Here is a 16,274-nt window from a genome sequence, read left to right on the forward strand (position 1 = left end):
TTTGCTTTCGTCCGCAGGCATCACCCGGCGTTCGCCGCCCCGGTCCCAGGATGGCCGCCAACACGCCAACGGGAGGGAGCCCCCATGTGGATCCGCGAGGAAGGTCCGGACGACATCGACGCCATCTGCAACGTGCTGCGCAGGGCCTTCGCCGATGCGCCCGGCGAGGGCCGGCTGGAAACCCGCACCGTCGACACCCTGCGCCTGGACCACGCCCTTGCGGTCTCGCTGGTGGCCGACATCGACGGCCGCGTCGCCGGCCATGTCGCCTTTTCCCCCGCGCGACCGTCGCGCGACGGTGACGCCTGGTATGTGCTCGGCCCGCTGGCGGTGGACCCGTCCGACCCGGGGCGCGGCGTCGGCAGCGCCCTGGTCCATGCCGGCCTGCGCGCGCTGCAGGAGCGCGAGGCCAACGGCTGCGTGGTCCTGGGCGATCCGGCCTACTACGGGCGCTTCGGCTTCGTCGCCGATCCGCTGCTGACCCTGCCCGGGGCGCCGGAAGGCATGTTCCAGGCGCTGCGCTTCACCGACGCCGCATCGGCCGGCGAGGTCGTGCTGCATCCGGCCTTCGGCCAACAGGAAAAGCCCTGACCGGCTGGCGGTGGTTGCCGGCGAAAGCGCCGCCGGCGCGGAGTCCGGCGCGGCGCTCAGGCTAGAATTGCGTTCCCTTTCCCGCGATTTCCTCCCTACATGAGCAAGGTCCTGGTCATCGGTTCCGGCGGGCGCGAGCACGCGCTGGCGTGGAAGCTCGCGCAGTCGCCGCGCGTCAGCGAAGTGATCGTCGCCCCGGGCAATGCCGGCACCGCCTCCGAGGGCAAGTGCCGCAATGCCGCGGTCAAGGTCACCGACCTCGATGGCCTGCTGCAGCTTGCGCGCGACGAAGGCGTGGCGGTGACCGTGGTTGGCCCCGAGGTGCCGCTGGTGGCCGGCGTGGTCGACCGCTTCCGCGAAGCCGGCCTGCGCATCTTCGGCCCCACCGCCGCGGCCGCGCAGCTGGAAGGCAGCAAGGCCTTCGCCAAGGACTTCCTCGCCCGCCACGGCATCCCGACCGCGTTCTACGCCGTCCACACCCAGGTCGACGCGGCCCTCGCCTACATCCGCGAAAAGGGCGCACCGATCGTGGTCAAGGCCGACGGTCTGGCCGCCGGCAAGGGCGTGATTGTCGCCATGACCCTCGAGGAAGCCGAGGCCGCGGTGCGCGACATGCTCTCGGGCAATGCCTTCGGCGATGCCGGCGCACGCGTGGTGATCGAGGAATTCCTCGAGGGCGAGGAAGCCAGCTTCATCTCGATGGTGGACGGGAAGACGGCGCTGCCGATGGCCACCTCGCAGGACCACAAGCGCGTGGGCGATGGCGATACCGGCCCCAACACCGGCGGCATGGGCGCGTACTCGCCGGCGCCGGTGGTCACCCCCGACGTGCACGCGCGGATCATGCGCGAGGTGGTGGAGCCAACCGTGGCCGGCATGGCTGCCGACGGCATCCCGTTCACCGGCTTCCTCTACGCCGGGCTGATGATCGATGCCTCCGGCGCGCCGAAGGTGATCGAGTTCAACGTGCGCTTCGGCGACCCGGAAACCCAGCCGGTGATGCTGCGCCTGCAGTCGGACCTGCTGGACCTGGTCGAGGCGGCGATCGACGGCCGCCTGCACGAGGTCCAGGCGCAGTGGGATCCGCGGCCCTCGCTGGGCGTGGTGATCGCCGCGCGTCCGTATCCGGAGTCGCCTGTGACGGGCGAGGCCATCAGCGGTCTCGACGCGGTGCCCGCCGACGTCAAGGTGTTCCATGCCGGCACCGCGCTGGATGCCGACGGCAAGGTCGTCAGCGCCGGCGGCCGCGTACTGTGCGTGACCGCGCTGGGCGGCAGCGTGGCCGACGCCCAGCGCCGCGCCTATACCGGGGTGGACGCGATCCGCTGGGAACACGCCTTCTGCCGCCGCGACATCGGCTGGCGCGCGATCGCCCGCGAGCAGGCCAACTGAGCCATGGCCGGCCGGGTCGAGCCGTTCCGCGCGATCGCCATCAGCCAGCTGGCGCGTGCGCTGGAGGCCCAGGGCCGCTCCGTGGTGCACATGGAGTTCGGCCAGCCTTCCACGCCGGCGCCGGCCGCGGCACTGGCGGCGGTGCGCGAGGGGCTCGACCGCGATCCGCCCGGCTACTGGGAGAGCGTGCCGCTGCGGGCCCGCATCGCCCGCCACTACCGCGACGCCTACGGCGTGGAAGTGGATCCGGCGCAGGTCGTCCTCACCTGCGGCGCATCGCCGGCGCTGCTGCTGGCGATGCTGTCCCGCCTCGAGGCCGGCGACCGCACCGCCTCCGCCCGCCCCGGCTACATCGCCTACCGCAACACCGCCATCGCCGCGCGCCTGCAACCGGTGGAGATCGGCTGCGGACCGGAAAGCCGCTACCAGCTCACCGCGGCGGCGATCGCCGCGCTGGATCCTGCACCGGCCGGCGTCATCCTCGCCAGTCCGGCCAATCCCACCGGCACCATCATCGAACCCGGCGAGCTGCGCGCCATCGCGGACGTGTGCCGGCAGCGCGGCATCGTCCTGCTGTCGGACGAGATCTACCACGGCCTGCACTACACGCGGCCGGCGCACTCGATCCTGCAATACGCGCCGGACGCGATGGTGGTGAACAGCTATTCGAAGTACTACTCGATGGTGGACTGGCGCCTGGGCTGGCTGCTGGTGCCGCCGTCGCACGTGGACACCGCGCGTGCCTATGCCGGCAACCTTTTCCTGACCCCGCCCTCGCCCAGCCAGCAGGCCGCGCTGGTGGCGATGGACTGCACGGAGGAGCTGGAAGGCCATCGCGCCACCTACGCGCGCAACCGCCAGCTGCTGCTGGAGGCGCTGCCCGACCTGGGCCTGGAGCGCATCGCCCCGCCCGACGGCGCGTTCTACATCTGGGCCGACGTGGCCCACCTGGCCGACGACAGCCTCGGGCTGTGCCGGCGCATCCTCGAGGACACCGGCGTGGCCCTGGCCCCGGGCGTGGACTTCGACCCCGTCGATGGCCACCGCTTCATCCGCTTCAGCTTCGCCCCGGCCACGGTGCACGTGGAGGAGGCGCTGCGGCGGCTGCGGCCGTGGTTCGCGGCGCAGCCGCGCAGCCGCTGAGGGCTCAGCCGGGCGCGCCGCCCAGGTAGTCCAGCACCACCTGCAGCATCGCCTTCGCGCCATGCTCCAGCGCCGCCTCGTCCGGCGCGTAGTGCGGCGAGTGGTTGATCGGCGCCTTCGCCGGATCCTGCCCGGCCGGCGTGGTGCCGACCAGGAAGAACGCGCCCGGCACCTCGTTGGCGAACTGCGAGAAGTCCTCGGCGATGGTCTGCAGCGGCATCTCCACCACGCCGGAGGCGCCGGCAGCCGCCTGCAGCGAGGCCAGCACGCGTCGCGCCAGCTGCGGTTCGTTGATCGTGGCCGGCGCGGTGTTCACCACCTCCAGCCTCGCGGTGGCGCCGGCGGCGTGCGCGTAGTCGCTGGCGATGCGTTCGAAGCGCGCGATCACGTCCTCGCGCACGGCCGGGTCGAAGGTGCGCAAGGTACCGACCAGCTTCGCCTCGTCCGGGATGATGTTGAAGCGCACGCCGGCGTTGAACTGGCCCGCGGTCAGCACCACCGGCGTGCTGGCGATGTTCACCTGGCGCGCGATCATGCTCTGGGTGCCCAGCAGGATCTGCGCAGCCACCGTGATCGGATCGACGCCATCCCACGGCCGCGAACCATGGGTCTGGCGGCCACGCACCGTCAGGGCCCACTCGTCGGCGCTGGCCAGCAACGGCCCGCTGCGGAAGCCGACCTGGCCCACCTGCAGCGCGGACCACACGTGCAGGCCGAACACTGCCTCCGGGCGGAAGTCCTTCCACAGCCCCTCGTCCAGCATCAACCGCGCGCCGAACGGCGCGCCCGGTTCGTCGGGACCTTCCTCCGAAGGCTGGAACACGAACATCACCTCGCCGGCCAGTTCCTGCCGGCGTTCTGCCAGCGCGCGGGCCACGCCCAGCAGGATCGCCACGTGCAGGTCGTGGCCGCAGGCGTGCATCACGCCCACCGGCTGGCCGCGATAGGTCGAGCGCACGGTGGAGGCGAACGGCAGGCCGGTGGCCTCCTCCACGGGGAGCGCGTCCATGTCCGCGCGCAGGGCGATGCGCGGACCGGGTTTGCCACCGCGCAGGACCGCGGCCACGCCGGTGCGGGCGATGCCGGTGCGCGGCTCCAGTCCCAGCGCGCGCAGCTCGCGGGCGATGGCGGCAGCGGTGCGGGTTTCGTGTCCGCCCAGCTCCGGATGGCGGTGGAAGTCGCGCCGCCACTCCACCATCGCCGGGTACTGCGCCCGCGCCGCGGTCGCGGCGACGGAGGCGTCGCCCGCGGCGGCAGGCAAGGCCACGCCCAGCAGGGCGGCCAGCAGGCAGTGCAGGACCAGGGGCTTCATGCGCGCGGCTCCGTCGTGGGGACGCCCGATGGTAGCCGCCACGCGCTAGACGTTGGCCTGTTCCGGCGGCAGCGAGGTCTCGATCGGGGCCGCGCCCAGCCCCTCCCCGATGCCCGCGGCATGGCTGTCCACGCCGTACGAGGTCATCGACAGCGAACCGTAGGCATAGCCCTCCACCAGCGGCCGTGGCGGATGCCCGGCCGCGGCCGCCAGGCCGGCGATGTACAGCAGCGGCAGGAAGTGGTCGGGGCTGGGTACGGCCAGCCGGTAGTCCGGATGCGCGACCAGCGACGGCACCTCGTGCGGACGCTCCAGCATCAGTTCCCGCGCGGCTTCCTCGAAGCGCCGGGTCCAGTCGAACGCACCATCGGGCTGGTGCCAGTCGATCGCGCGCAGGTTGTGCACCACGTTGCCGCTGCCGATCACCATGACCCCGCGCGAACGCAGCTTGGCCAGCTTCGCGCCGAGCGCCAGGTGCCATTCCGGCGGCCTGCGCGCGTCGATCGACAGCTGCACCACCGGCACGTCCGCCTTCGGGAAGGCGTGCACCAGCACCGACCAGGTGCCGTGGTCCAGGCCCCAGCCATCCAGGTCGGCGCCGACCTGGTCGGGCGCCACCGCGTCCGCGACCTCCTCCACCAGGTCCGGCAGGCCCGGCGCCGGGTACTGCACGTCGAACAGCGCCTGGGGAAAGCCGTAGAAATCGTGGATGGTGCGCGGCCGGGGCATGGCGGTGACCGCAGTGGCATTGACGTACCAGTGCGCCGACACCGCCAGGATCGCGCGCGGCCGCGGCGAGTCCGCGCCGAAGGCGCGCCAGGCTTCGGTGTAGCGGTTGCGCTCCAGCGCGTTCATCGGGCTGCCGTGTCCGAGGAAGGCGGCCGGCATCAGGGCGTTGGCGTCCACGTCGGACTCCGTCGTGCGGGGATCCGGGCCACTTTAAGCCCGCAACGCCGGCATGGCGCAGGGACCCGCGCAACGGATCGTTCCCGGCCCCCGGTTGCGGGGACCGGCGGCATCCACCGCGGCCATGCGCTCTGCTAGGCTCCGCGCCAGTCCCGCGGAGAGCCGCATGGCCGCCCACAGCCAGTTCGCGCTGCTGACCCAGCGCCGTTTCCTGCCCTACTTCATCGTCCAGGCGCTCGGCGCCTTCAACGACAACGTCTACCGCCAGGCGATCATCGGCCTGCTGTTCTTCCTCGGCGTCAGCGCCGAGGAGCGCTCGACCTACGCGGTCATCGCCCCGGCGATCTTCATCGTGCCCTACTTCCTGTTCTCGGCCATCGCCGGGCAGGTGGCCGAAAAGCTGGAGAAGCAGCGCCTGATCGTGATCACCACCAGCATGGAGATCGCGATCATGTCGCTGGCGGCGGTGGGTTTCCTGCTGCAGTCGATGCCGCTGCTGCTGGTGGCGCTGTTCTGCACCGGCCTGCAGTCGACCCTGTTCGGTCCGGTGAAGTACTCGGTGCTGCCGGCCATCCTCAAGCCCGAGGAGCTGACCGGCGGAAACGGCCTGGTCGAGATGGGCACCTCGATCTCGATCCTCGGCGGCATGATCACCGGCGGCCTGATCTTCCAGGTCGCCGGCGCCCATGGGCCGGAGGCGGCGGCCGCGGCGATCGTGGCGCTGGCCATCGCCGGCAACCTGGTGGCGCGCCTGATCCCGCGGGTGGATGCCGGCGCGCCGGACCTGAAGATCGGCTGGAACCCGCTGCCGGAATCGCTGGCGGTGCTGCGCATGGCGCGCGCCCAGCCGGCGGTACGCAACGCCATCCTCGGCGTGTCCTGGTTCTGGTTCTTCGGCACCATCATCACCTCGCAGCTGCCCGCCTACGCCGAACTCAACCTTGGCGGCGCCTCCGGCTCGGCCACGCTCTACATCTTCGTGCTGGCGCTGTTCTCGGTTGGCACCGGCACCGGCTCGCTGCTGTGCGAGAAGCTGTCGGCGCGCACCGTGGAGATCGGCCTGGTGCCGCTGGGCGCGGCCGGCATGAGCGCGTTCCTGCTGGACCTGTACTTCGCCCGCCCCGGCGCGGCGCCCGTCACCGGGCTGGACGTGGCCGGCTTCCTGGCCCAGCCCGGCAGCCTGCGCATCGTCGTCGACCTGCTGGGCATCGGCGTGTTCACCGGCTTCTTCGTGGTGCCGCTGTTCGCCCTGATCCAGAGCCGCACGCCGTCCTCGCGCATGTCGCGGGTGTTCGCCGCGCTGAACATCCAGAACTCCGGCTTCATCGTCCTGGCGGCGGTGGTGGGCCTCGGCGCGGGCATGCTGGGCTGGAGCAGCCCGCAGCTGTTCCTGGCCCTGGCCATCGCCAACGTGCTGGTGGCGGCGTGGATCTTCGCCCTGGTACCCGAGTTCCTGATGCGCTTCCTCAGCTGGGTGCTGGTGCGGGCGCTGTACCGTCTGCGCGTGCGCGGCGTGGAGGAACACGTGCCGGACGAGGGCGCGGCGGTTATCGTGTGCAACCACGTCAGCTACATGGATGCGCTGATCCTGGCCGCGAGCATCCCGCGCCCGGTGCGCTTCGTCATGTACTACCGGATCTTCGACATCCCGGTGATGAGCTGGATCTTCCGCACCGCGCGCGCCATCCCCATCGCCGGCGCACGCGAGGATCCCGAACGCATGCAGCGCGCGTTCGACGCCATCGACGCTGCGCTGGCCGAGGGCGAGCTGGTGTGCATCTTCCCCGAGGGCGCGCTGACGAAGGACGGGGAGATCGCGCCGTTCAGGTCCGGCGTGGAACGGATCCTGGAACGCGCCGCCGCGGCCGGGCGCCCGGTGCCGGTGGTGCCGATGGCGCTGCGCGGGATGTGGGCCAGCATGTGGAGCCGCCGCGACTCGCGCCTGGGCCGCATGCGCGTGCCGCGCCGCCTGCGCGCACGGGTCGAGGTGGTGGCCGAGGCGCCGCTGCACGGCCTGGTGACGGCCGGGGCGCTGGAAACCAGGGTGAGAGGGCTTCGCGGCGACGCGGCCTGAAGCCGGAGGCGCCCTCCGGGCCACGCCTGCCCGGGCGGCGCCTTTGCCGGCGCCTGCCGGTCGGTTAGGCTTGCCAGGTTGTCCGGGGGGGATGCACGACGAGCATGGACGCGATGCCATCTGCGCCTGTCAGGAGCGCATCCCGGCCTCCGCCGGCCGGCGTCGCTGCGGCCGCCCGGCGGTTTCCCGTTCCCAGGCAGGCTGGCGCATCACCCGCCAGCACCGCCACGCGCAAGCCGGCGTCACGGCTTTCATTCCCTGCTGGAGCATGCAGATGAGCTACGTCCCACCGCCGCCGAACGCCGCACCCGTGCACGGACCGGTACCCAACCACCTGGCCTGGTCGATCATCTCCACGGTGCTGGCAACCTGCCTGTGCTGCCCGCTGGGCCTGGTCGGCATCGTGGCGATCGTGTTCTCCAGCAAGGTCAACACGCTGCTCAACCAGGGCGACATCGAAGGCGCTCGCCGCGCCTCGGCCAATGCCAAGACCTGGTGCTGGGTCACCACCGCCCTGGCCATCATCGGCCTGCTGTGGAGCATCTACTTCTTCACCAGCGGCGGCATGGCCGAATACCAGCAGATGATGGAACAGATGCAGGGCTGATCCATGGCCCTGTCGCGACCCCTGCGGATCGCGATGCTGGCGTCGGCCGCGCTCGCGGCCGGCGCCGGTTTCTGGCTGTTGCGCACCTACGATCCCAACGTGGCCGGCAATCCGTTCCCACCGTGCATGTTCCGCGCCTTCACCGGCTGGTTCTGCATCGGCTGCGGCCTGACCCGGGCCATGCACGCGCTGGTCCACGGAGACCTGCCCCGGGCGTTCGCGATGAACCCGCTGGGCGTGACCGTGCTCGCGCTGGCTCCGCTGATGGTGGCCTGGTCCGGCGGCTGGCAGCCGCGGCTGCTGGCTCCGGCCATGCGCTGGGTGCTGGAGCCGAAGGTCTGGCTGGTGCTGCTGCCGGGGTACTGGATCCTGCGGAACCTTCCGTGGTTTCCGTTCACGCTGCTCGCACCGGCCTAGGGCAACGCCAGCCCAGGCGGTGAGGTCGCAGGCGCGTAGCGACGCGTTCGGCGTGGCCAGCACCCGGGTGCCTGCCTGGCGCAGGTGGCGCGCAACCTGCCGTGCTTCCCGTTTAGGTTGCTGGCGCGGTGGCGGGCGCCAGGTACCGCGACGCGGCGCGGTTCAGCCCACCCAGCCTGCGATCACCAGCAGGGCCAGCAACGCCAGCCACAGCAGCAGCATCCGCCATACCAGGTTCATGGCGTCGCGCAGCTCGGGCATGTCGCCCCGCAAGGGCAGGCGACCGGCCTCGAGATCCTCTTCGGCCTCCTCGGCCAGTTCGCGCCCGACCGCCGTGCGCGCGGCCGCTTCCAGGAACCCGCTTTCGGGATTCCAGCGCGCGCCACCGGCAGCGCGCCATGCGCGGGTGACCAGGTCGAAGTTGCCTGCCAGGGCCAGTGCCAGGGTCATCAGTTGCGCCACCGGCCACTCCATCCAGCGCAGCAGCCACGCCACGCCGGCGGCGTTTTCCGGCGGCAGGTGCCCGACATGGCCACCGAACGCGGTGCGCTCCAGCAGGCGGTAGAGCACCGCGCCGGCCGGGCCAAGCAGCAGGAACCAGAACAGCACGGCGAACCAGCGCCGCAGCGCGCTGCGCACGACCACCGCCGACAGCCCTGGGCCCTCGGCCACCGCCACGCCGGGCTCGGGCGCAAGCTGGTCGAGCCGGGCGCGGCGGGTGGACGCCTCATCGGCGTCCAGCACGGCCTCCACGTCCACGTCCAGGTCACGCGGCCCCCAGGCCAGTACCAGCACGACGATGCCGAACAGCACGCCGGGCAATCCGTAGAGCATCCGGCCCAGGCTCAGCTGCACGAGCAGGACCAGCAGCACCGGGGGCAGCACGGCCAGCGCGATGCCCCAGCGGGTGCGCCACGGTCCCCCGTCCGCCAGGTGCGTGGCGAGCCAGTCCTGCCAGTGCGCGTACCAGCGGTAGCTGCGCAGCGGCGCCATCACCGCCGGTGCCACGTGGCCCAGCACCAGCGCGATGATCACCGCGACCAGGGTCGTGAACATGGAGCCCTCCGTCAGCCGATACTAGCCGGCGATGCCGCCGGGGTGCCCTCGGCGTACCAGTATTCGACCAGCGCGCGGGCGATCGACAGCGCCGACGGCATGATCGGGCCCGTGCTGGCGTCCTCGCCGCGGGCCAATGCCTGGCCAACCTCCTCGCGGGTGAACCAGCGCGCCGCCTCCAGCTCGCCGTCGAGCCGCGGCAGGGCCGGTTCCCCGCGGGCGATGTAACCCAGCATCAGCGACCCGGGGAAGGGCCAGGGCTGGGCGGCCAGGTAGCGGCAATGGAGCACCCGTACCCCGGTCTCCTCGTGCACCTCGCGTGCCACCGCCTGCTCCGGCGTCTCGCCGGGCTCGACGAAACCGGCCAGCACCGACCAGCGCCCGGGTACCCAGCCGGGCTGCCGTCCAAGCAGCAGCCGCTCGCCGTCGCCGACGGCCACGATCACGGCCGGATCGACCCGCGGGTAGTGGTCGCTGCCGCAGCCGGGGCAGTGCCCGACGAAGCCGCCGCGCTGGAATTCCAGGCGCTGGCCGCAGGCGCCGCAATGCCGGCTGCGCGCGCGCCAGTGCAGCATCCCGCGGGCGTAGGCGAAGGCGCCTGCCACCGTCGGCGACCACGACGTGGCCGCCCGGCGCAGGTCGATCCAGCGTGGCACGTCCAGGCCGGCCGGCGCCTGCAAGGCGTAGTGGGCCTGCCCGCCCGGGTCGATGCCGAGGAAGATCGCTTCGCTGGAATGCCCGCCAAGCTGCGCGCCGGACCGCCGCAACGGCTGGCCGTCGGCATCGGCGGCGGCGCGGCCGTCGGCATCCAGCAGCCGGACACGCGCGTCCGGCCAAAGCCCGGCGAGCGCGGCGGCGTCGCCGCGCAGCGCATCGGACCGGTCCAGCCCGGCATCGCCGAAGGCGTATCCGGACAGCATGGCCTCGGCGGTCGTGGCCACCGGCATGCCCTCCGGCCGGCTCAGACGCTGAAGCTGCTGCCGCAGCCGCAGGTCGTCTTGGCGTTGGGGTTGCGGATCACGAACTGCGCGCCGCTGAGCCCCTCGCTGTAGTCGACCTCGGCGCCCATCAGGTACTGCAGGCTGAGCGGATCCACCAGCAGGGTCACCCCGTCGGTGGCCACGGCCATGTCGTCCTCGGCCTGGTTCTCGTCGAACTCGAAGCCGTACTGGAAGCCGGAACAGCCGCCGCCCTGGATGTACACCCTCAGCTTGAGGTCGGCATTGCCTTCTTCGGAGATCAGCTCGCGGACCTTGGCCGCGGCGGCACTGCTGAAGCGCAGCGGCTGGTCCAGCTGCTGGTAGCTGGGAACTGTGGGAAGCGGAATCATGCCGCCAGCATGGGGGCGCCGGGCGCCCCGTTCAAGCCTCGGCGGCGGCCATCGCGCTCTTGGCGCCGGCCTTGTCCTTCTTCACGCCGCTGGCCTGCTCGCCGGCCTGCTCCGGCGCCGGCAGGGCGCGCTGGGCCTTGGGTGGGGAATGGACCAGGCGTCCGGTGAGCTGGGCGCCCGCATTCATCTCCACGACCGCGTAGTGGACGTCGCCCTCCACGCGGGCCTGCTGGGCCAGCTCCACCCGCTCGGCGGCATGCACGTCGCCGCGCACGGTGCCGTTGATCACCACCACCGGGGCCTGGATATGCCCGTCGATGGAGCCGCTCTCCGCCAGCACCAGGCTGGCCGGCTTGCCCTCGATGGCCTGCACCCGGCCTTCGATGCGGCCTTCCACGTACAGGCCGCCGCTGAAGTCCATGTCGCCCCGGATCACGACGTCCGGGCCGATCAGGGTGTCGATGGTGTAGCCGTTGCGCTGGCTGGATTTCTTGTTTCCAAACACGTTACCTGCCTCCCCCGCTAGCGGTGGTCTTCCAGTCGAAAGTCTGCTCGGCATTGCCCCCGTTGCCGCGCAGCAAGACTCTCACACGTTGCGGCGTGAAATCCCTGGGCAGCATCACGCTGCCGTCCAGTTCCTGGAAATAACGGAAGGAATACGCCTGTCCGGCCGCATCGCCGCGCTGCAGGAGCTCCTCCCAGCCGATGCTGGCCAGCTTGCCGTCGCGCACGCCTTCGATGGTGAAGCGCATCTGGCCCTGGCTGATCGCGCCACGGTTCAGGTTCTGGGTCAGCACCGCCCGGTAGCGCCAGGTGCCCCCCTCCTCCGGCGCGAACTCGATCGAGTGCACGCTCAGGCCCTTGCGCTGGCTGGTGGAACCGACCAGGCGCTCGTAGAAGGCCACGTCCGCGCGCAGCGCGGCGATCTCCTCGTCGCGCTCGGCCAGCGAGGCCTGCAGCTCGGTGTTGGCCGCGCGGCTGATCTGGTCCGAGCGCTCCAGCGTCACCACCCGCTGGTTCAGCTCCTCGAGCTGGCGCTGGCGCTGCTCGGCCTCCCGCTGGGCCTGGCGCGAGGCCTCGCGCGCGTACTGCAGGCCGGGCGCGGCCAGGCGGGTGGAAACCAGGCCGACGACCGCCAGGCTGAGCAGCCAGGCCGCGGCGATGGCGATCTTCCAGGTGCGCTCCGAGCCACGGCGGCGCGGAACAATGCGGAAACGGGGCGCGGGTTCTGTCATCGGGGCGGTCTGGCGTTTCTGCCTATACTGCGGCGACGGCCGGGCAGTGTAACCATCCGTCCGTCGGCGTACGCAGCCGCTGGCGCCGCCGCATGCACCACCGGGACGATTTCCATGACCGACGCCCATGTCTTCGTGATCGGCCTGCTCCTGGCCTGGATGGCGGGGATCCGCGCCTACCTGACCGTGTTCGGTGTGGGCCTGGCCGGACTCCTGGGCTGGGTCGAGCTGCCGCCGGCGCTGCAGGCGACGCAGTCGTGGTGGGTGCTCGGCACCTCCGGCGCGCTGGCGCTGGCGGAGTTCTTCGCCGACAAGATCCCCGGCGTGGATTCGGCCTGGGACCTGCTGCAGACCCTCGCCCGCATCCCCGCCGGCGCGTTCCTCGCCGCGGCGGCGCTGTCCCCGGACGGCGACCTGGGCGCCGGGGCACTGGCCGCCGGCGCCGGCGCGGCGATGGCCAGCCATGCACTGAAGTCCGGCACCCGGGCCCTGCTCAACACCTCGCCGGAGCCGGCCAGCAACTGGGTCGCGTCGATCGCCGAGGACACCCTCGTGGTCGGCGGCATGGCCCTGGCCATCGCCCACCCATGGCTGGCGCTGGCGATCGTCGTGGGGATCAGCGTCTGTGGCGCCGCCGCGGTGTGGTGGATCTGGCGCCTCCTGGCGCGCGGCGTGCGCCGGCTGCTGGCCCCGCAATAGGCCCGCAACGGTCAAGGCTTGTACCGGATGGAGGGATTGGTCACATAATGCAGGCCCAATAGGGGACCCATTGATGGCCGCACGAGATCCTGCGCCCACGCCGGAGGACCCGGCTGCGCGCCAGCGCATACGCGCCGAAACCCCGCCACCGCACTACTGGCGTCGCTGGACGCGCGATGCCGTGGACACATCGGCCGACGCCGCCCCCGCGGCGCCGGCGGCTCCGGCTGCGCGCCCTGCCGTGGTGCCGCTGGCCGAAGCCGTGGCGACGCCATCCGGACCGGAACCCACGCCGGCGCCGGTGCTCGCCCATTCCGACGAGCCGCCCTACCGCATCCTGGTGGTGGAGGACGACCGCCCGCAGGCGCTGTTCGCGCAGAGCGTGCTGCACGGCGCCGGCATGCAGGCCGAGGTCCTCATGCAGCCGGAGGGCATGGTCGAGGCCATCACCCGGTTCAAGCCCGACCTGATCCTGATGGACCTGCACCTGCCGGGCGTGGACGGCCAGCGCCTGACCACCCTGGTGCGCCAGCAGCCGGGCTGCCAGCTGCTGCCGATCGTGTTCCTCACCGGCGATCCGGATCCGGATCGCCAGTTCGAGGTCCTCGCCGCCGGTGCCGACGACTGCCTGGTCAAGCCGGTGCGGCCGCGCCACCTGATCGCCGCGGTCGCCAACCGCATCCAGCGCACCCGCGCCCAGCGCGAGCTGGCGGCCGTCCCGGCCGCGGCGGTGCAGGTGCAGACCCTGCGCAGCCACCCGGAACCCGGCCTGGCCACCCGCAGCTGGCTACTGCAGCAGGTGGACGAGATGCTCCAGGCCGGCTCGACCGCGGGCCTGTTCTTCATCGAGGTCGCCGGCGCCCTGAGCCTGCGCGAGCGCTTCGGCTACGCCGCGTTCGAGCGCCTGATGGCCGAGGCCGGCCGCCGCCTGGCCGTGATCACCGCGCCGGCGCCGCTGGCGCGGCTCAACGACAACACCTTCCTGGCCCTGGTCCGCGACGCGGTGCCGGAACAGCTGCAGCCGATCGGCGCCGAACTGCGCGCGCGCCTGGCCACCGAGACCTTCCAGGTGCGCGAGGGCGAGCCACTGCAGCTGCGCAGCGCGATCGGCCACGCCGCCCTGCCCGGCGGCTTCGACAGCGCCGCCGCGGCGCTGGAGGCGACCGAGCGCGCGGCGCTGCAGGCGCGCCTGCTGCCGGAAGGCGTGGCCGGCTACGTGCCGCCCAGCACCCAGGAGAGCGCGGAGCAGATGGCGCTGCTGGAGGGCGAGATCGAACTCGCCTACCAGCCGGTGGTGGCGGTGACCGGCAGCGAGCAGGCCCGCTACCAGGTGCTGATGCGCCTGCGCCAGGCCGACGGCACCGTGCTGTCGGCCGGCCAGGTGATCCCGGCGGCCGAGGCCAGCGGGCGCATCACCGACCTGGACCAGCAGGTGATGGAGCACGCGCTGGACCTGATCGCCCGCCGCGCCCGCGAGGGCAGCCCGCTGCAGCTGTTCGTCTCGCAGTCGCCGCGCACGCTCACCAGCGAGGCCTACGCCGACTGGCTGAAGCAGGCCATCGACGCCCGCGGCATCGACGGCGGCGCCGTGATCATCGACCTGCGCCTGGGCGATGCGCTGGTGCACAGCGTGGCCCTGGGCGAGTTCAGCCGCCGCCTGGGCCAGTCCGGCGTGCAGTTCTGCCTGGGCCAGTTCGAGCCGGGCCCGGAGGCCGAGGCGCTGCTGGGCCAGCTGCAGCTGGGCTACCTGCGCATGGCCGGCCGCTTCGCCGGTGCGCATAACGACCAGAAGCTGCGCGACGAGCTGCGCGCGGTGATCGACAAGGCGCACAGCTTCGGCCTGCTGGTGATCGGCCAGCAGATCGAGGATCCGCAGGCCGCCGCGACGATGTGGATGGCGGGCATCGACTTCGTCCAGGGCAACCTGGTCCACTCGGTCGGCACCGAGCTGGACTTCGACTTCCAGAACGCGGTGCTCTAGCCATGTCCCCACCGGCGACTCGCAATCCCTGGCCAGGCATCGCCGCTGGAGCGGCGGCCGCGGCGCTGGCCGGGCTCCTGCTGGCCCTGGGCGGTTCGCCCGAGCCCTGGGTCGTCCTGTCCGCCGGACTGGCGCTGCTTGCCCTGCTGGCCGCGCTCGCGGCCCTGGGCACCGGCCGCAGGCAGGGCCGCGCGCTGGATTCGGCGCTGGCCCGCGCGGCCACCGCCGAGCACGAGCGCAACCAGCTGCAACGCGAATTGCAGCGCCACGACACCCTGGAGCAGCAGCTGCTCCAGGCCAAGCAGGCGGCGGAGGCGGCGGCGCTGGCCAAGGGCGAGTTCCTGGCCACGATGAGCCATGAGATCCGCACGCCGCTCAACGGCATCATCCCGATGCTGGACCTGATCGCGGCCGGACCGCTCGCCCCGGACCAGCGCGAGATGCTGCGCACGGCGCAGGAATCCTCGCAGCAGCTGCTGCGGATCGTCGACGACATCCTCGACTACTCCAAGCTCGAGGCGAACCGCCTGGAGCTGGAGATCACCACCTTCAACCTGCGCGAGCCGCTGGAGGCGATGCTGCAGCTGATGCGGCGCCCGGCCGAGGACAAGGGCCTGCGCGTGGAGCTGGAGATCGACCCGAACGTGCGCCTGCCGGTGCGCGGCGACCCGGTGCGCCTGCGCCAGGTGCTGGGCAACCTGGTCGGCAACGCGGTGAAGTTCACCGAGCGCGGCGGCGTGACCCTGTCCGTGCGCCGCCTCGGCGAGACCCCGGTGCAGCACCTGCTGCGCTTCGAGGTCCGCGACACCGGCATCGGCATCACCCCCGAGAACCAGGCGCGGCTGTTCCGCGCCTTCAGCCAGGCCGACGCCTCCACCACCCGGCTGTACGGCGGCACCGGCCTGGGCCTGGCGATCTGCAAGCGCATCGTCGACCTGATGGGCGGGCGCATCGGCGTGCAGTCCGAACCCGGCCGCGGCGCCACCTTCTGGTTCGAGATCCCGCTGCTGAAAGTGGTCGGCGACCTGCAGCGCGACCCGTCGGCGATCGACAGCCTGGCGCGCGTGCTGGTGGTCAGCCCGGATTCGCGGCTGCGCCAGCGCATGGCCCTGCTGCTGCCCTCCTGGGGCTTCGGCGTGGATGCGGTCGAGTCGCCGCAGGAGGCGCTGGAACGCCTGCGCGGCGACGCCCATGCGCGCCAGGCGCGCGCCAGCTACGGCGCGGTACTGGCCGACCATGACGGCCTGCGCCACACCGCCCGCGCCCTGCACCGCGCCCTGACCCGCACGCCGGCCTATTCGGACGTGCGCCTGCTGTGGCTGCACGGCGAGGGCGAAGTGGCCGAGGAGCTGCGGCAGGGGGCCAGCCTGCTGCCACGGCAGTCGCCCGATGCCGACCTGCGCACGGCCCTGCAGAACCTGTGGCCCAGCACGCCCGGTGGCGGTGCCGCCCCGGCACCGGCACAGGACCAGGTCGTCTTCCCGGCCGCGCCAGCCATTCCAGCCCTCACGAACGCCCAGGCCACCCCGGC

The 16,274-nt window shown here is 72.2% G+C and carries 16 protein-coding genes; 9 read left to right on the forward strand and 7 right to left on the reverse strand.

Going from position 1 to position 16,274, the window contains the following annotated elements:
• Positions 1-84: 84 nt before the first annotated feature.
• The 3 genes from CSC68_RS00785 to CSC68_RS00795 all read left to right on the forward strand — a co-directional run bounded on the left by CSC68_RS00785 (position 85) and on the right by CSC68_RS00795 (position 3,126).
• Positions 85-591: a GNAT family N-acetyltransferase gene (locus CSC68_RS00785; RefSeq protein ID WP_162201606.1), complete on the forward strand. Its 507-nt coding sequence runs from the start codon at positions 85-87 to the stop codon at positions 589-591.
• Between the two features lie 99 nt (positions 592-690).
• On the forward strand, positions 691-1,983 hold the full coding sequence (purD, locus tag CSC68_RS00790) for a phosphoribosylamine--glycine ligase (protein WP_162201607.1): 1,293 nt from the start codon (positions 691-693) through the stop codon (positions 1,981-1,983).
• Positions 1,984-1,986: 3 nt separating this feature from the next.
• The gene (locus CSC68_RS00795) at positions 1,987-3,126 is read left to right on the forward strand and encodes a pyridoxal phosphate-dependent aminotransferase (protein WP_162201608.1); all 1,140 of its coding nucleotides are present in this window, start codon (positions 1,987-1,989) and stop codon (positions 3,124-3,126) included.
• Between the two features lie 4 nt (positions 3,127-3,130).
• Here the strand turns inward: CSC68_RS00795 and CSC68_RS00800 are convergent, their stop codons facing one another.
• Together CSC68_RS00800 and ygiD are read right to left on the reverse strand one after the other, a co-directional pair.
• Positions 3,131-4,438 (reverse strand): M20 family metallopeptidase, encoded by a 1,308-nt coding sequence (locus CSC68_RS00800; RefSeq protein ID WP_162201609.1) that lies wholly within the window; start codon positions 4,436-4,438, stop codon positions 3,131-3,133.
• 45 nt (positions 4,439-4,483) lie between these two features.
• On the reverse strand, positions 4,484-5,344 hold the full coding sequence (gene ygiD / locus CSC68_RS00805) for a 4,5-DOPA-extradiol-dioxygenase (protein ID WP_162201610.1): 861 nt from the start codon (positions 5,342-5,344) through the stop codon (positions 4,484-4,486).
• Between the two features lie 166 nt (positions 5,345-5,510).
• Between ygiD and CSC68_RS00810 the strand changes: the two genes are divergently transcribed.
• The 3 genes from CSC68_RS00810 (at position 5,511) to CSC68_RS00820 (ending at position 8,442) form a co-directional block, all read left to right on the forward strand.
• The gene (locus CSC68_RS00810; protein ID WP_162201611.1) at positions 5,511-7,418 is read left to right on the forward strand and encodes an MFS transporter; all 1,908 of its coding nucleotides are present in this window, start codon (positions 5,511-5,513) and stop codon (positions 7,416-7,418) included.
• A gap of 274 nt (positions 7,419-7,692) precedes the next feature.
• Positions 7,693-8,025, forward strand: a complete 333-nt coding sequence (locus CSC68_RS00815; RefSeq protein ID WP_162201612.1) for a CD225/dispanin family protein — start codon at positions 7,693-7,695, stop codon at positions 8,023-8,025.
• A 3-nt stretch (positions 8,026-8,028) separates the two neighbouring features.
• On the forward strand, positions 8,029-8,442 hold the full coding sequence (locus CSC68_RS00820) for a DUF2752 domain-containing protein (protein ID WP_162201613.1): 414 nt from the start codon (positions 8,029-8,031) through the stop codon (positions 8,440-8,442).
• Positions 8,443-8,604: 162 nt separating this feature from the next.
• Here CSC68_RS00820 and CSC68_RS00825 read toward each other — a convergent pair whose 3' ends face one another.
• From CSC68_RS00825 to CSC68_RS00845, 5 genes are read right to left on the reverse strand one after another with little or no spacing between them, the layout of a single operon-like run.
• Complete coding sequence (locus tag CSC68_RS00825) at positions 8,605-9,498, reverse strand: hypothetical protein (RefSeq protein ID WP_162201614.1); 894 nt, start codon at positions 9,496-9,498, stop codon at positions 8,605-8,607.
• A gap of 11 nt (positions 9,499-9,509) precedes the next feature.
• Positions 9,510-10,418 (reverse strand): NAD(+) diphosphatase, encoded by a 909-nt coding sequence (nudC, locus tag CSC68_RS00830; protein WP_162201627.1) that lies wholly within the window; start codon positions 10,416-10,418, stop codon positions 9,510-9,512.
• A gap of 41 nt (positions 10,419-10,459) precedes the next feature.
• Positions 10,460-10,828 (reverse strand): iron-sulfur cluster insertion protein ErpA, encoded by a 369-nt coding sequence (gene erpA / locus CSC68_RS00835; protein ID WP_013534081.1) that lies wholly within the window; start codon positions 10,826-10,828, stop codon positions 10,460-10,462.
• A gap of 31 nt (positions 10,829-10,859) precedes the next feature.
• Positions 10,860-11,333, reverse strand: a complete 474-nt coding sequence (locus CSC68_RS00840) for a bactofilin family protein (RefSeq protein ID WP_162201615.1) — start codon at positions 11,331-11,333, stop codon at positions 10,860-10,862.
• 1 nt (position 11,334) lies between these two features.
• Entirely contained in the window at positions 11,335-12,063 is a 729-nt protein-coding gene (locus CSC68_RS00845; RefSeq protein ID WP_162201616.1) for a DUF6776 family protein, read from the reverse strand.
• Between the two features lie 114 nt (positions 12,064-12,177).
• On the opposite strand from CSC68_RS00845, the gene CSC68_RS00850 reads away from it, so the two are divergent.
• From CSC68_RS00850 to CSC68_RS00860, 3 genes are all read left to right on the forward strand, one after another.
• A complete protein-coding gene (locus tag CSC68_RS00850) occupies positions 12,178-12,762 on the forward strand; it encodes a DUF4126 domain-containing protein (protein ID WP_162201617.1) in 585 nt (194 codons plus the stop codon).
• A gap of 73 nt (positions 12,763-12,835) precedes the next feature.
• Positions 12,836-14,743, forward strand: coding sequence for an EAL domain-containing protein (locus tag CSC68_RS00855; protein ID WP_162201618.1), 1,908 nt, complete (start codon positions 12,836-12,838; stop codon positions 14,741-14,743).
• A gap of 2 nt (positions 14,744-14,745) precedes the next feature.
• Positions 14,746-16,274, forward strand: a 1,529-nt coding sequence (locus CSC68_RS00860) for an ATP-binding protein (protein ID WP_246193406.1), incomplete at its 3' end; no start/stop codon positions are given.

The organism is Pseudoxanthomonas suwonensis (assembly GCF_010093235.1).
Taxonomy (GTDB): Bacteria; Pseudomonadota; Gammaproteobacteria; order Xanthomonadales; family Xanthomonadaceae; genus Pseudoxanthomonas; species Pseudoxanthomonas suwonensis.

Bases quoted from the DNA above. Each gene is read 5' to 3' on its own strand.
- CSC68_RS00850 (WP_162201617.1), top strand. From the start codon at position 12,178: ATGACCGACGCCCATGTCTTCGTGATCGGCCTGCTCCTGGCCTGGATG.
- purD (WP_162201607.1), top strand. From the start codon at position 691: ATGAGCAAGGTCCTGGTCATCGGTTCCGGCGGGCGCGAGCACGCGCTG.
- CSC68_RS00855 (WP_162201618.1), top strand. From the start codon at position 12,836: ATGGCCGCACGAGATCCTGCGCCCACGCCGGAGGACCCGGCTGCGCGC.
- CSC68_RS00845 (WP_162201616.1), bottom strand. From the start codon at position 12,063: ATGACAGAACCCGCGCCCCGTTTCCGCATTGTTCCGCGCCGCCGTGGC.
- erpA (WP_013534081.1), bottom strand. From the start codon at position 10,828: ATGATTCCGCTTCCCACAGTTCCCAGCTACCAGCAGCTGGACCAGCCG.
- nudC (WP_162201627.1), bottom strand. From the start codon at position 10,418: ATGCTGTCCGGATACGCCTTCGGCGATGCCGGGCTGGACCGGTCCGAT.
- CSC68_RS00820 (WP_162201613.1), top strand. From the start codon at position 8,029: ATGGCCCTGTCGCGACCCCTGCGGATCGCGATGCTGGCGTCGGCCGCG.
- CSC68_RS00785 (WP_162201606.1), top strand. From the start codon at position 85: ATGTGGATCCGCGAGGAAGGTCCGGACGACATCGACGCCATCTGCAAC.
- CSC68_RS00800 (WP_162201609.1), bottom strand. From the start codon at position 4,438: ATGAAGCCCCTGGTCCTGCACTGCCTGCTGGCCGCCCTGCTGGGCGTG.
- CSC68_RS00825 (WP_162201614.1), bottom strand. From the start codon at position 9,498: ATGTTCACGACCCTGGTCGCGGTGATCATCGCGCTGGTGCTGGGCCAC.
- CSC68_RS00815 (WP_162201612.1), top strand. From the start codon at position 7,693: ATGAGCTACGTCCCACCGCCGCCGAACGCCGCACCCGTGCACGGACCG.
- CSC68_RS00810 (WP_162201611.1), top strand. From the start codon at position 5,511: ATGGCCGCCCACAGCCAGTTCGCGCTGCTGACCCAGCGCCGTTTCCTG.
- CSC68_RS00795 (WP_162201608.1), top strand. From the start codon at position 1,987: ATGGCCGGCCGGGTCGAGCCGTTCCGCGCGATCGCCATCAGCCAGCTG.